This is a genomic window from Allobosea sp. 2RAB26, assembly GCF_052115465.1.
In the GTDB taxonomy this organism is placed as follows: domain Bacteria; phylum Pseudomonadota; class Alphaproteobacteria; order Rhizobiales; family Beijerinckiaceae; genus Allobosea.
On sequence record NZ_JBFRGS010000008.1, the window covers coordinates 313014 to 328287 of the forward strand.

The window sequence follows — 15274 nt, forward strand, 5'->3', positions numbered from 1 at the left end:
ATCAGACCCGCAGCCTGGCCTGACGGCCGTAAAGCAGCATCAGCACCAGGAGCGTCAGGCCGAAGATCATCTGACGGCCATAGGTTTCAAGCTGCAAGGTCGTCAGCACGCTCTGCAGCAGCACGAGCGCCAGCGCCCCGAGCACCGTGCCGAGATAGCCCCCGGCGCCGCCTGCGAGCGATGTGCCGCCGATGACCACCGCGATGATCGAGGACAGGACGTACTGATCGCCGATGCTGATGAAGGAGCTGCCGGTGTAACCGATGACGCAGACACCCGCGAGGCCGGCGAACAGGCCTGAGAAGCCGTAGAGCAGGCAGCGGATGCGCGCGACGGGCAGCCCGACGAGCATGGCGGCGCGCTCATTGGCGCCGATTGCGTAGACGCCGAGCCCGAAGGCCGTGCAGCGCAGAACGAAGCCGAGCGCCAGTGCGATGACGGCCCAGACCAGGAGGATGCCGGGCAGCCCGAACAGCAACGGGCGATTGACGAAGGCCATCAGGGCTGGCGCGGCATTGCCGGAGGGTACGCCCTGCGAATAGACGACGAGGCCGCCCTGGATGATCGCGGTCATGCCGAGCGTCATGACCAGCGGCGGAATCCGGACCAGGGTGACGCCAAGCCCGTTGACCAGCCCGATGCCGAAGGTCACGCCGCAGGCGGCCAGCACCGCCGGCAGGATGGCGGCGTCCTGCCCGGCCATGACATTGCCGGCAATGACCGCGCCGAGCGAGACCATCGGCCCGACCGACAGATCGATGCCTTCGCGCCCGCCGAGAATGACGAGGTTCTGACCGGCGGCGACGATGCCGAGGATCGCGGCCACTGTCGTCAGGCGGACGATCTGGTCGCCTTGGGCAAAACCCGGCGACAGCGCTTCGCCGATGGCGAGCAGCAGCGCGATCGCCCCCGCGGCGAGCGCCAGCGGATTGGTGAGAAGGGCCCGCACCGTCATCGCCGCGTCACCAGCACGCCGCCGGCCAGTGCGGCGAGCACGATGACGCCCTGGACCAGGGTCTGCCAGGCGAAGGGCAGACCGGCGAAGAAGATGACATTGCCGATCATGCCGAGCACCAGCGCGCCCAGCACCGAACCGACAGGGCTGCCCGAGCCGCCGGAGAGCGCCGTGCCGCCGAGCACGACGGCCGAAATCGACGAGAGCGCGAGGCTCTGTCCGAGCAGCGGATCGCCGCTCGCCGTCTCCCCGGTCAGGCACAGGGCCGCGAAACCGGCAAACAGGCCGGACAGGGCAAAGGCGCCGATGCGGATGCGCTCCAGCCTGAGGCCGGTCTGGAAGGCACCGACACGGCTGCCACCGACGGCCAGCAGATGCGCGGCAAAGGGCCGGCGGGCGAAGACGAGCGCAAAGGCGAGCCCCGCCAGCAGGATCCAGAGCACGACCGGCAGCCCGAGCAGCGTCGCGCCATAGCTGCGCCAGAATCGCTCGGGCACCGGCAAGCCGGCCTGCGGCAGCACGAAGAGCGCCGCCCCCGCAAAGACGATACCGGTCGCGAAGGTGGTGACGATGGCCTGGAGCCGGAGCAGCGCGACGAGCAGGCCATTGACGAGCCCGCAGAGCAGCGCGGTCGTCAGCCCCGCCAGCATGCCGGCCAAGATGGCCGCCATCCCCTCGCCGCCGATCGCGGCGATGACGCTGACCGTCACCACATTGACGAGCGCGGCAATCGCGCCGACCGAGAGATCGATATCGCCGCTGAGCACGACATAGGTCTGGCCGATGGCGACCAGCGCCAGCGGCAGGAAAGTCGTGAGATTCGATTGCAGCACCGCCGGCTGGACGAAGGATGGCTGGAAGGCGGTGTTGACCAGGACGAGTACGATCAGCGCGGCGAGCGTCAGCATCCAGGGCCGGCTGCGGATCAGGGCTGCGCTCATGCCACCTCTCCATAGGAGGCGCGCGTCAGATGGAAGGGATCCAGCGTGTTCTCGGCGAGTTCGGCCACGATCCGCCCGGCGTTGAAGACGGCGACGCGATCGCACCATTCCAGCAATTCGGCGTCCTCGGAGGAGTAGATCAGGATGCTCGCCCCCGCGTCGGCGAGCTGCCGCATGATCGCCAGCAGATCGGCCTTGGCGGCGAGATCGATGCCCTTGGTCGGATCGTCGAGCAGGACGACGCGCGGCCCGGTCGCCAGCCAACGGGCGATGAAGACCTTTTGCTGGTTCCCGCCCGACAGCGTGCCGATCGCTGCGGAAAGGCTCGCATATTTGGTCCTGAGGCTGTCGGCATGCTGCGCGGCGCGCGGCACGAGCACGCTCCGCCGGACGAGCGCCCGCTTCTCGCGGACGAGGACGGCAGCGATCAGGTTTTCGAAGATCGAGCGGCCGCTCAGGGCCGCGTCGCGCCCACGGTCGCCGGAGACATAGGCGAGGCCGCGCCGGATCGCATCGGCCGGTCGGGCCGGCATGAAGGCCTCGCCCGCGAGCGTGACCGCACCGGAGGAAAACGGCAGGACGCCGAACAGCCCTTGCAGGAAGGCCGACTGCCCCTGTCCCTGCAGCCCGCCGAGACCGACGATCTCGCCCGGCGCCACCCTGAGCGAGACATCGCGCAGGCGCGGGTTCGAGACTTGGGCCACGACCAGCCCTGCCTGTGCCTGTGCCGCAGGCGGGCGCCGTCCGGCAGCGGGGCGAAGTTTTGTCTCGCCGACCATGTGCCGCACGACGGTATTACGATCGGTCTTAGCCGTTGCGAGCTCGGCGACTGTCGCGCCGCCACGCATCACCGTGATCCTGTCGGCGACGGCAAAGACCTCGTCGAGACGGTGCGAGATCATCAGGGTCGAGACCCCCTCGCCCTTGCGCCGGCGCAGGATTTCGAAGAGTCGCTCGGCCTGCCGCCCGTCGAGTGCCGCCGTCGCCTCATCCAGGATCAGGAGGCGCGGCTCGCGGGCAAGCACCTTCAGGATCTCGACGATCTGGCGCAGATCGGGCGTCAGATCGGCAATCAACGCCTCGGGTGTCAGGTCCGGTCCCGCGACTCCCTCGAAGAGAGCGATCAGTTCACGCGCCCTCGCCCGCGAGCTCCGACGGTCGACGAAGCCCAGCCGCGTGCGCGGCTCATGGCCGAGGCCGAGATTGGCCTCGACGCTGAGCTGCGGGATGAGGCTGAGCTCCTGGTAGAACAGGGCGATGCCGGCGCGCTCCGCATCACGCGGGCCGCGGAAATGCCGCGGCTCGGCATCGATCGCAATGGTTCCCGCGTCAGGCGCGACGGCGCCTGCCACAGTCTTGCACAAGGTGCTCTTGCCGCAGCCATTGGCGCCGAGAAGGGCGTGGATTTCGCCCGCCTCGACCCTGAGCCGCCCGTCGGAAAGGGCAACAACGGCGCCAAAGCGCTTGCCGACGCCCCGGGCCTCGAGGAGAGCCATGGCTATTTGAAGTACTGCTGGGCCTCGTCGGGCGTCACGACCGCAGTGACAGACCAGTAGCCCGGCTTGCCCTCCGCCTGCTTCAGAGCCGCCGGCAGGCTGGCATTGTCGACGAACGGAATCGGGATGTAGATGGCGTTGCCATACTGCCCCTTGAACACTCCATCCTTGAACTCCTTGCCCATCAGGCGCAGCACCGCGACGTTGAGCGCCGAGGCCATCACGCCCGGCGGATTGACCGAGGCGCCGGAGTTCAGCTTCTGCTCGGACCAGCGCGTCAGGAAGTCCTTGCGGATCTCGCCGGTCGCAGCGGTCTGGTCCTTCTTGCCGGCAGCGTCGATCGCGCGCCAGGCGCCATCCGCCATGCCGTCCTGCACCCAGACGCCGTTGAGCGCCGGATAGGTCGCGAGCAGGTTCTGCATCGCCTGCTGACCCTTGGCCTGGTCCCAGTCGGCATTGGCCTGGTTCAGCACCTTGATGTCGGGATGCTTGGCGAAGACCTCCCGATAGCCCGCGACCCGCATCTCATTGGCGGGGTGGCCGGCGATGCCGTTGATGGTGACGATATTGCCCTTGCCGCCGAGCGCCTTGGCGAGCCACTCCGCCGATTTCACCGCCCAGTCCTTCTGGTCGATGCCGACATAGATCGCGTCCTTGGACGAGACCTCGGCATCGGTGGACACGACGAGGATGTTTCGCGCCTTGGCCTGGGCGAAGACCGGGTCGAAGGCCGTCGGGCTGTTCGGGTTGATGATGATGGCGTTGACGCCCTGGTTCACGAAATTGCGGACATGGCCGATCTGGCCTTGCACATCCACGGTCGAGCTCTGGACCACGACCTCGACATTGACGCCCTTCGCCTTCCAGGCGGCGGCCGCGGCCTGGGCCTCCTCGATCATCTGCGTGCGCCATTCGCTGCCGACCCATCCATTCGACAGCCCGATCTTGTAGGATTGTTGTGCACTCGCCGCGCCGCTCATCGCCAGCACTGCGGCAGCCGTCAGAAGTCCCCTGCGGGTTGTGATGCTGTTGATCATCGTTTCCTCCCTTGTCCCGTATTAATCGGGACTATCGGCAGGATGTAATCGATTGCATCGAGCGTCAATACGCCAAAGGGCTGGTCCGATGCCCCTAATGGGCGTCCTGGGATCAAAGCGGCGCCGTGAGGCGGCAAGGCCGCGCGATCTACGCTGACCGCGACGAAGCAAGGGGCGCCCGAGGGCACCTCTTGCTGAAGGTCTGGCAGGATCCGCCCGGTCAGAATTTGACGGCGAAGGTGCCCTTGACAGTCTGCTCGATCGCATGGGCGCTGTACTGGCCGCCATAGGACAGGCTGAGCGTCGCATTGGGCGACACGGCCAGGTCGAGCCCGGCATCGAGGACGGCCGCGTTCTTCGCGATCGGGATGCCCGTGATGCTGAACGGGGTGCCGCCAGCGAAGGACAGAAGCGAGGCTGGCGTGACGTCGCCGAAGGCGTGCCGCCAGGCGAGCGCACCGCGCAACTCCAGGCCCATGCCGTTCACGGTCACGTTCGTCGATGCTCTCAGGCCCAGAGTCGTGAAGGCGGTGCTCATGTCGGAGCTGCGGCCGACAAGAGCCGCCGCCGCGCCCCGCTCGGTAAAGCCGTCGCTCTGCAGGTTGACATAGGCAAGGCCGGCAAAGGGCTCGAGCGCGACGCGCCCGGCATCGATGCGGTAGCCCAGTTCGCCGAAGACCTGCGCGGTTGCCGCATTGTAGTCGCTCCTCAGCCGGTCGGAGAAACCGGTAAAGGAGACGGTGCGATCGACCGTGAGGTCGTGCCAGCTATAGGTCGCACCGGCGCGCAATCCGAAAGCGCCCCATTGGCCGCCGCCATAGAGACCAAGATGATAATTGTCGCTGTTGCCGGAGGAGATCCGGCCCTTCGCCTCGAAGGTCGAACGGCTGTAGCCGCTGTAGAAACCGACGCGCCAGTTGTCGAAGACCGCGGCATCGGCGCCGAGCAGGAAGCCGTCGCTTGAGCGCGAGAGCTTCGACACGCCGCCCTGGGCCTCATTACGGCCCCAGGAGCCAAAGCCCTGCCCCCAGACCGCGAAACGGTCGCTGGGAACGAGCCGCGGCATCGGCCCGGTGACGGGCGCTGCCATATCGGCCGTGAAGCCGTAGGTCATGACCGGCTGCTGCGCCGCCGCGACGGTCCCGAACGCCGACCTCAGGCGATCGATCGCCGTTCCGCGCACCACAGTGCTGTCCTCGACCAGGATGGCCTGCGCCGACGCGTGCACTTCGCCCGACAGGGCGTCGAACGCCTGGCGCGCCGAGGGGGCATCGAGCTTGACGATGGCATCATAGACCGGATTGCCGGTGCCGAGCCGTTCGCCTGCCGTGCCCAGGCTCGTCTGGTTGCGGGTCTGGCCGACGCTGCCGAAGGAGACATCGTTGCGCGCGATCGTCAGGTAGGTTTGCGCGGCATCGTAGCTCAGGCCCGGGGTCAGGAAGGCGAAATTGCTGGTCACCGAGGTGAACTGGCCGGAAACGCCGCCTGCTGCATCGAAGAGTTTGAAGCGCGCCGAGGGCGGCATCGCGCCCGAGATGGCCGCGATCGCGAGCGTGGCGCCGGAGACCGTGATCGTGCCGGTCGAGATGATCTGGTCCGACTGGCCGGCGCCATTCACCTCGACCTGATAGATCGAACCCGGCGCGAAGCTTACGTTGCCGTTGACGGTCAAGGTGCCGATGGAGTTGCCTGGCGCGACAATACCCCCGCTGAGCACGTTCAGTCGGCCAATCGTACCATTGCCGCCAAGCGTCGCGTCGCTTTCGACGGTCACGGCGGAATTGGCGAGCGAGCCGTTCACGGCGAGCCGCCCGGCCGCGATCGTGGTGGGGCCCGACAGCGTGCTGGTGCCGGTCAGGTTGAGCGAGCCGGTGCCCGTCTTGGTGAAGCGGCCGATACCGTTGATGGCGTTGGCGAACTGGGCGTCGCTGCCCTGGTCGATCACCAGGGCGGCGTTGTTCAGGATTGCGCCGCTGCCGAAGCTGGTTGCGCTGCCGCGCAACATGCCGGCCGTGATCGTCGTGCCACCGGAATAGGTGTTGACGCCGGTCAGGTCGAGCGTGCCAGTTCCAAGCTGCTTCAGAGCACCTGCCCCGGAGATCTGGCCGGAGAAGGCGACCATGTCGGATCGGTTGAAGGCCAGCGTGCCGCTATTGGCGACATTGCCGCTGATCGCCCCCGTCGTGCCGCCATCGCCGATCTGCAAGGTGCCGGCGCTGATCGCTGTGCCACCCGTGTAGCTGTTGACGCCGGTCAGGATCAGCGTGCCCGACCCCATCTGGGTCAGCGCGCCCGAGCCGGATATGGCGCCTGCGAAGGTCACGCTGTCCGAGCGGCTGAAGGCGAGCCTGCCGTTGTTGACGACAGCACCGGTGATCTCGCCCGTCGTGCCGCCGGCACCGACCTGCAAGGTACCAGCCGAGATCGTCGTGCCGCCAGTATGGCTGTTCGCTCCGGTCAGGACGAGCGTGCCCGCGCCAAGCTTGGTAAGCCCGCCGGCGCCGCTGAGCGCCTGGCTCAGGGTGAAGCTGTTGGCCGCATCGGCGATGTCGAAGCCACCGCCATTGCTGCCCCAGCTCACAGCCCGGCTGGTCGCGGTGAAGCTCGTGCCGGTCACGCGCAGGACGCCGCCGTTGAAGACCAGACCGCCGGCCGCCTGGCCGAGATTGCCGTCGGACGAGACCGAGAGCGTGCCAGCGTTCAGGAGCGTGTTGCCGGTGTAGCTGTTGGCGCCGGAAAGGACGAGCGTGCCGAGATCGGTCTTCACCAGGTCGCTCGCACCGGTCAGGTTCGATGCGATGGTGGCGACATAGGAGGCGCCGCCCGAGGTGCCGTCGCCGACACGGATGATCGCCTGCGCGCCGCTGAGGGTAACAGTACCGCCCTCGATCCTGTAACCGTCCGCTGCGAACTGCATGCCCGTCGCCGAGACCGTGCCGAGGCTCGTGTCGACCGTGACGATGCCGCTCGTGCCCTGGAAGACCATGAAGCCCGGGGCCGGCGCCGCCGGGGCGTTAATGCTGCCGTTCTGGTCGGTCCAGTTGCCGCTGGTCGCGCTCCAGATTCCGGCGCCGCCATCGATCGCGCCGTTATTGGCGTTGCCCGCCGCGCCGCCGTCCCAGAATTTCAGGGTGAGGCCGTTGCTGTTGACCAGGTTGACCTGGCTCGCGACGGAGGTCTGCACCGAGAGATCGCCGGCCGAAACGCCGCTCGGCAGCGTGCCCAGCGTCAAGCCGTTATTCGTCAGCGTGCCACCATAGTTGATCAGGCGGTAGATGCCGCCGCCGAAGCCGCCGGCATTCGCGACATTGAGGGTGCCGGCCAGCGTGAGATTGCCGGTCACGTCGACGCGATCGCTGCCGCTCCCGGTCGGGAGATTGGGCAGGCCGAGATCGAAATCGAGCTGCGAACCGGAGGACAAGGTCAGCGCACCGACGTTGAGCGTGCCCGTGGTCAGGGTGCCGGGATTGGCGCCAGGTGCCAGGCGCCCGCCGCTGGCGATGGTGACCGCGCCGGCGATCGTGCCTGCACCGGCCAGCGTCGCGCCGCTCTGCACCGTGACCGCCGTGTTGCCGAGCGAGCCCGACACCTCCAGCGTGCCGCCGCTGACCGTGGTCGCGCCGGTATAGGAGCTGGCGCCCGAGAGTTTGGTGACGCCCGTGCCGCCGGTACCACCGGTCGTTTCGAAACTGCCGGTGCCGCTGATCGCGCCAGCGATCGTGATCGCGTTGTTCTTGTCGATGACGAGGGCGCCGGCATTGGCGATGGCGCCGCTGCCGAGCGAGCCCTGTGCGCCGCCGCTGCCGACCTTGAGCGTGCCGGCCTCGATCACGGTGCCGCCGCTATAGGTCATGCCATCGCCGAGGACCGTCGTGCCGGTGCCGCGTTGAGCGAAGCTGCCTGCGCCGCTGACGGCATTGGGCATCGCATAGATATCGGAGCGCTTGACCGCGAATTCGGCGCCGGACGCAACCGTGACCGAGCCCGCGATCGAACCCGCCGCGCCGCCATTGCCGATCTGCAATGCACCGGCATTGACGGTGGTGCCTCCCGTATACGTGTTTGTGCCGGTGAGGATCGTTCGTCCGGTGCCGTTCTGCTCGACCGAGCCCGCGCCGACGCCGTCGGAAACGACGTGGCTGAAGATGTATTCGTTGATGCGGTTGAAGGCGAGGACGCCGCTATTGCTGACATCGGTCGCAAGCGCGCCAGCCGTTCCGGCATTGCCGATCTGCAGCGTGCCGGCAGCAATCGTCGTGCTGCCGGTAAAGGTGTTGTCGCCCGTCAGGCTCAGGCGGCCCGTGCCCGTCTTGGTCAGCGAGCCCGCGCCGCTGATGGCGCCGGCAAAGATCGAATCGGTGGTCGTGCCCGCGCTGAGCGCCCCGCCCGAACCGAGCTTGACCTCGCCTGCACCGCTGAGGGCGCCGATGCCTTGCGAGAAGCCGCCAAGGTCGAAGGACGCTCCCGAGGAGACCGAGACATCGCTGCTCGTGTTCAACCGGTTGTTGCCGCCGAGCAGCAAGGTGCCGGCGGCGATGGAGGTCGGGCCGGAATAGGTGCTGGCGCCGGTCAGGGTCAGCGTGTTGCTGCCAAGCTTGCGGAGCGCGCCATTGCCGGAGATCACGCCCGCGAAGCTGGCAGCGTTCAGGTTGTCGAATTCGAGCGAGCCGTCATTGAAAACAGCGCCACCGACCGAACCATCATTCGTGCCGTCATTGCCGATCCGCAGCGTGCCGCCGGTGGTGATGGTCGTGCCACCGGAAAAGGTGTTAACCGCCGTCAGCGTCAAGGTGCCGCTGCCGGCCTGGGTCAGTGAGCCGCTGCCGCTGATCACGCCAGCATAGCTAAGGTCGTTCGTGCGCTTGAAGCCGAGCGCGCCGTTGTTGAGGATGTTGCCGGAAATCGCGCCGGTCGTGCCGCTGTCGCCGATCTGCAGGGCGCCGGCGCTGATCGTCGTGCCGCCGGCATGGCTGGCCGCGCCGGTCAGGATCAGCGTGCCCGCCCCGCTCTTGGTCAACGCACCCGTGCCGGAAATGTCACCGGCGAAGCTCAGGCTGCCGGTGCGGTTGAAGGCGAGCGCGGCATTGTTGACGACATTGCCGACGAGCGAGCCGGTGCCGCTGCCATCGCCGATCTGCAATGTGCCACCGCTGATCGTCGTGCCGCCGGTGAAGCCGTTGGCGCCGGTCAGCGTGAGCGTGCCCGTCCCCGCCTTGGTCAGCGAACCGCCGCCGATGATGCCGCCGGCGAAGGTCGAGGAGGCATCGGCGTTGCCGACCGTCAGTGCGCCGCCCGTACCGAGCTGGACCGTGCCGGCGCCTTCGAGCTTGGCGAGGCCCTGTGCCCTGCCATCCATGTCGAAGGTCGCGCCCGACTGGACCTCGAGGTCGCCATCGCTGCCCAGCCGGTTGTTGCCGCCGAGCTTGAGCGTGCCGGCGACCACCTTGGTGCCGCCCCGATGGGTGTTCTCCCCGGTGATCGTCAAGGTGCCCGCACCGTCCTTGGTGAAGGTGCCGCGATCGCTGCCGCCGTCCAAGGCCCCCCCGGCATAACTGCTCGTGCCGGCCGTGTTGAAGACAAGGCTGGTGCGGACATAGATATTGCCGGCGATGCTGCCATCGGTCGTGCCGTCGCCGATCTGCAACGTCCCGAAGCTGACGGTCGTACCGCCGGTATAGGTGTTGTTGCCTGTCAGGATGAGCTTGGCGTTGCCGGTCTTGGTGACCTGGCCGGAGCCGGAGATGTTGCCTGCGAAGATGTAGTCGTCGCTGCGGCTGAAGGCGAGCATGCCGTCATTGACGACATTGCCCAGGATCGAGCCGGTTGTCGTGCCCGAGCCGATTTGAAGCGTCCCGCCGGAGATCGTCGTCCCGCCCGTATAGGTGTTGTCGCCGGTCAGGACGAGTTGGCCGGCCCCGCTCTTGGTAAGCGACCCGGTGCCGGAGATCACGCCGGCGAAACTCGACAAACTGGACGTCCTCAAGACCGTCAGCCCAGCGCTGCCGAGCTTGACCTCGCCCAAGCCGTCGAGCCCACCGATCGTCTGCGTGCGGCCGTCGAGATCGAAGACGCCCGCCGCGCTGTTGATGTTGAGCAGGCTGTCGCTGGAGAGGGCGCCGCCGGCGCCCAGTTTCAGAGTGCCGCCATTGATGTTTGTCGCGCCGGTGCTGCCGATGGCACTCGTGAGCGTCAGCGTGCCGCTGCCCGCCTTGGTTAGAGCGCCCGTGCCGGTGACCGTACCGCCATAGCTGATGCTGCCGGAGGTGTTGAAAGCCAAGGTACCGTTATTGATCACGGAGCCGAGGATCGTGCCATCGGTCGTGCCGTTGCCGAGCTGCAAGGTGCCGGCTGAGATCGTCGTACCACCGGTATAGGTATTGGTGCCGGTCAGGATCAGCGTGCCTACACCCGTCTTTGCCAGAGCGCCGGCGCCCGCGAGGCTGGCGCCGATCGTGCCGGCCGACAGGTTGAAGGCAGTCGTGGCCGTGATCGAGCCTGTTCCGGTGACGCTGCCGCCGGTCATCGTGAACGTCCCGACACCGAGATTGTAGCCCGCGGCGACATTGACCGTCGCGGTGCCGCTATTGGTCAGCGTGCCGATACCGGTCATGTTGCCGCCGGTCAGCGAAAGCGTGCCGTTATTCTGGTTGTTGATGTCGCCGATGACGGCGACATCGCCGCCGAGCACCTTGATCTGCCCGTCATTGTTGATGCCCTGGCCGGCCGACAGCACCGCCGACCCGGTCGGGCCATTGAAATTGATCGTGCCGCCGCCCTGGTTGTTGATCGCGCCGGCATCGATGACGCTGCCGCCCACACCGACATCGATGACCGCATTGTTGTTGAGCGTATTGCCGATGCCCTTCAGGGTCGCCCCAGTGCCTATGCTGATCGTGCCCGCGGCGTTGTTGATGGTCTGGGCGCTGAGCGTGCGCCCGGCGCCGATCGTGGTCGTGCCGTAGTTTGTCAGAGTGGTGATGCCGGTGACATCATCGGCCGCGGTCGCGCCGCTCACCGACATGGCGACGCCGCCATTGACCTGGATCGTGTTGTTGAAGACGCCGGCCAGCGTGGTGGTGCCGCCGAGTTCGATCGCGCCGATCGAGCTGCCGGCGAGCGCCCTGATGCTGTTGGTGCCGCCGGTGATGATGATGGCCGTCGACGCTGCGCCGTTCAGGCCTCCGGCACCGCCCAAGGCGCCACCCGCGATCGTGCCGCTATTGATGATCGTCAGGTTCTGCCCGATGATTCCGTAGCCGCCGGCCTGTGGCCGGTAGGGTTGGGCGTTCTGGAAATCGGTGCCGCCACCGCCGCCCTTGATGGTGCCTGTATTCGTGATCGTCAGCCCGGCCGAGCCGGTCGCGGTAATGCCGTTGCCGCCTCTGCCGCCCGCTCCGTTGCCGGAGGGGTCGGTGAACGGATTGATTGCTCCGTTGGATGAGCCGCCGCCGCCGCCATTGCCGCCCGTGATCGTGCCGGAATTTGTGAGGTTCGCGCCGGTTCCGGCGATGATGCCGGAGCCACCGCCGCCGCCACCGCCGCCACCGCCATAGGAGTAGTTCGGCACGGAATTGTAGTTTCCGCCGCCGCCATTACCGCCTTTGCCGCCGGTAATGGCGGCGCTGTTGTTCAGATCGGCGTTAAGGGTCAGACCCGCACCGCCGGCACCGCCGCCGCCACCACCGGCGCCCGCCGCATAACCACCGCCGCCGCCGCCGGCACCGTCGGAGCCGCCACCGCTCCCGCCTCGATTCCCCTGACCACCGGTGCTTCCGCCGCCGCCGCCGGGAGCCGTCGCACTGCCGTCTCCGTAGGCGCCGCCGCCTCCGGCGCCGCCTGCGGTAGCGCCATTCGGCGCGCCGCTGCCATTGCCGCCATTGGCTCCGGTGTACTGTGCCAGCGCTGGCCGCTGCGTCGCCACCAGCATGACCGGCATGACCAGCGCCGTGCAGGCAAGCAGCACTGCGCGACGCCTGCGCCAGTGGCGCACCGGCGCGGCAACCCGCTCCGCCCGGTTGACCACGGGAGCAGCCCCGTCATCGATGCCTGTTCCGGCCAGCCGAACCCGGCGCCCCGTCTCGATCTCTGCGGTCATGGCGAAGCCCAAATCCCCCCAGGCGCCGAGCGCCCCAATCCTTGATGCAACCCCGGATTGCGAGGTCGCTTACGTCGTCTCACTCAGCGCCCGTCAGGGCGCCGTCGGCCAGAACACACATCAGATCGGCAGCGAGCGCCGTCTCGCGCCGCCGCTCGCTCCCCGGTCCGCCGCTTGACGCGCTGCCGCGCCGGAGGCGCGGAGCAGCAAGCATCCGACCCATCGTCTGAAAATCACGGGAGCGGCTTCCACGATCACGCCGCACATGCGCCTCGCCCGTATGCCCCGCGCATGGCCCGAAACCCTCGCCCGGGTCAGTATCGTCGCTACACCAGGCAAGCAGCGCTCCCTCCCGGGCCGATCGCCCGCGCTCCGCCTCACCGGCGAAGCCTCCATGACCACCACCGCCGCGAGCACGAAGCAGGAACCTGCCGCTGCGACAGTCCGGTCTTACCAGAACGTCCGGACGGGACCAGACGGGCACAGCCGCACGATGTGAACGGTCGTTAGCATTTGAAGGGATTTATGATTTTGTTCCGGCGAAAGGCGCGCCACGGGGCCGATCGGGGCTTTCAGTAGCCAGTTTCCCGTGCCGCGGCGTCCAATTTCAAGGACGCTTCACCGCCCTGCGAGGAGCGGCCGACATAGCCATGCCAGACAGTGATCAGGCGGAAGGCGAGGTCGTAACTGCGAAGCGCCCCTCAGCCCACGGCCATCACCTCCGGCTCGCGTTGCTTCACTCGAATCTGCGCGTGGCGCCCCCTGTCGATATCGTCGATCTGCTGCTGCACCTGGGCGATCACCTGGCGAGAGAACGGGCCGAGATGGACGTAGAGCGCGACCATCATCATCACATAGGGCAAGGCCCGGCGGTTATGCGCGAGACAGTCGACCAGTGTCTTCCAGAACTCGCGCCTGACGCCGCCCCTCATCGTCGACAAGCGCCAGAGCAGACGCCAGGACGATTTCAGCTCCTGCCATTCCATGGATTTCGGCAGCTCCAGACGGCGATTGGTGCAGTCGAGCATCCGGCCGACGCGCCGAACCCGCCCAAAGAAAGCCCCGGGCGCATAGACGGCCTCCAGAACGGCCTCGTAGTCCGCCAGAATGGCGCGACGCGGGCGACTGGTCTCGAAGTTGAGGCCAGCGGTGCACTGATCGCCGAACTGCAGTGCGGGAGCGGTCTCATCGGGTATCTGGAGCCGGCCCTCGCGCTCCAGGCGTCGCGTCAGCTGGGTGTTGGGCAGGGCATAGAGCAGGCCGACCATGCAGACCGGGATCGCGGTATCCTCGATACAGGCGATCATGTCGCGCGCGACGCTGCCCTTTTCGCTGTCGAACCCGAGGATGAAGCCGGCATTCACGAACAGCCCCGCCCGGTAGATCCTGTGCACGCTCTCTTGCAGGCTGCGCCTTGTGTTCTGCTTCTTCTGCATCGAGATGAGCGTCTCGGAGTCCGGGCTCTCGATGCCGACGAAGATCGTGAAGAAATTGGCCTCGCTCATCGCCTGCATCAGGGCGGAATCATCGGCAAGGTTGATCGACGCCTCGGTCGAGAATTCGAAGGGGAAGTCCTTCTCGGTGATCCAGCGCTTGAGGTCGGGCAGGAACTGCTTGAGCGCCTTCTTGTTGCCGATGAGATTGTCGTCGACGAAATCGACATGGCCGCGATAGCCGAGTGCATGCAGCGCCTCGAGCTCGGTCAGGATCTGCGCGCTCGTCTTGGTACGCGGCACGCGCCCATAGAGCTCGATGATGTCACAGAACTCGCAATTGAAGGGGCAGCCGCGCGAGAACTGGATGCCGACATGCAGATAGCGCTCGAATTTCAGCAGATCGAAGCGCGGCGTCGGACTCCTCGTGACATCGGTCTTGCCCATTTCGGACCTGAAGACGCCGGTCCTCGCCCCCGATCTCCAGGCGGACACGAAACCGGCCATGATCTCCTCCGCCTCCCCGAGCACCAGGAAGTCCGCGGCCTCATAGACATGCGGCGTGGAGGTTGCGTCGGGTCCGCCGACGACGACCGGTTTGCGGTGCATGCGGCACTGCTCGATGATGGCGAGGGTACCCTCCTGCTGCGGCAGCATGCCTCCCGTCATCACGAGGTCGGCCCAGCCGAGATTCTCTTCGGCGAGTTCCTCCGTGTTCAGGTCGACGAGACGGATCTCCCACGCCGCCGGCAGTAGTGCAGCGACCGTGATCAATCCGAGGGGGGCGGCGGGATGGAGCGCTCCGGCGAGCTCGCATGTCGCCTTGTAGTTCCAGAACGAGCCCGCGTTGAAACGCGGATAGACCATCAAGACCCTGCAGCGTTCACTAGGCATGTCGTCTCCTGCTTCGCGCTTTGATTGGAGGAATGCGGGCTCATCGGCCGACGAGCCTCCAGACGGCCGCGCCTGCGTGCGAAAAACGTGGGGGCCGCGAGACCTTGCTGATTGCCAAGACTTGCCGGTTGCCAGGACTTGCTGATCGCAAAGACTTGCGGACTGGGGGAGAAGCTTGAGAAATCGCTGCTACCGTCGTTGAGCGATCGCTGCTCGAATGCAGCATTGGGCGGGTGGAAAGACGGACATTGCGTCCCTGCCTCCGGGTTGGCAGGGACATCATGAGCAAGGACCATGCCTGGGAGGCCGGTGCTCTCCACGCGTCAAAATACGGTGTTTCAGCGTTTCCTGAGGGAAAACGCCCCTAAAAGCCCCTCAAAACATCAGGGAAGCTCCAAACGCTGGAGCTGCCGCGACCACTCC

The 15274-nt window shown here is 66.9% G+C and carries 6 protein-coding genes; all 6 read right to left on the reverse strand.

What is annotated here, in order from left to right; translation table 11 throughout:
* Position 1: 1 nt before the first annotated feature.
* The 6 genes from AB4118_RS18220 to AB4118_RS18245 all read right to left on the reverse strand — a co-directional run bounded on the left by AB4118_RS18220 (position 2) and on the right by AB4118_RS18245 (position 14851).
* Entirely contained in the window at positions 2–955 is a 954-nt protein-coding gene (locus AB4118_RS18220; RefSeq protein ID WP_441491059.1) for an ABC transporter permease, read from the reverse strand.
* Entirely contained in the window at positions 952–1896 is a 945-nt protein-coding gene (locus tag AB4118_RS18225) for an ABC transporter permease (protein ID WP_441491060.1), read from the reverse strand. The genes AB4118_RS18220 and AB4118_RS18225 overlap by 4 nt, the downstream gene beginning before the upstream one ends.
* Positions 1893–3392: a sugar ABC transporter ATP-binding protein gene (locus AB4118_RS18230; protein ID WP_441491061.1), complete on the reverse strand. Its 1500-nt coding sequence runs from the start codon at positions 3390–3392 to the stop codon at positions 1893–1895. The genes AB4118_RS18225 and AB4118_RS18230 overlap by 4 nt, the downstream gene beginning before the upstream one ends.
* A gap of 2 nt (positions 3393–3394) precedes the next feature.
* Entirely contained in the window at positions 3395–4429 is a 1035-nt protein-coding gene (locus tag AB4118_RS18235; protein ID WP_441491062.1) for a substrate-binding domain-containing protein, read from the reverse strand.
* A gap of 220 nt (positions 4430–4649) precedes the next feature.
* Complete coding sequence (locus tag AB4118_RS18240) at positions 4650–12524, reverse strand: autotransporter-associated beta strand repeat-containing protein (RefSeq protein ID WP_441491063.1); 7875 nt, start codon at positions 12522–12524, stop codon at positions 4650–4652.
* A 701-nt stretch (positions 12525–13225) separates the two neighbouring features.
* Positions 13226–14851 carry a B12-binding domain-containing radical SAM protein gene (locus tag AB4118_RS18245; protein ID WP_441491064.1) on the reverse strand — a complete coding sequence of 542 codons (1626 nt, stop codon included), beginning with the start codon at positions 14849–14851 and terminating at the stop codon, positions 13226–13228.
* Between the last annotated feature and the right edge of the window lie 423 nt (positions 14852–15274).

Coding starts and splice junctions, on each gene's coding strand:
- AB4118_RS18230 (WP_441491061.1), bottom strand. CDS start 3,392: ATGGCTCTCCTCGAGGCCCGGGGCGTCGGCAAGCGCTTTGGCGCCGTT.
- AB4118_RS18225 (WP_441491060.1), bottom strand. CDS start 1,896: ATGAGCGCAGCCCTGATCCGCAGCCGGCCCTGGATGCTGACGCTCGCC.
- AB4118_RS18245 (WP_441491064.1), bottom strand. CDS start 14,851: ATGCCTAGTGAACGCTGCAGGGTCTTGATGGTCTATCCGCGTTTCAAC.
- AB4118_RS18240 (WP_441491063.1), bottom strand. CDS start 12,524: ATGACCGCAGAGATCGAGACGGGGCGCCGGGTTCGGCTGGCCGGAACA.
- AB4118_RS18235 (WP_441491062.1), bottom strand. CDS start 4,429: ATGATCAACAGCATCACAACCCGCAGGGGACTTCTGACGGCTGCCGCA.
- AB4118_RS18220 (WP_441491059.1), bottom strand. CDS start 955: ATGACGGTGCGGGCCCTTCTCACCAATCCGCTGGCGCTCGCCGCGGGG.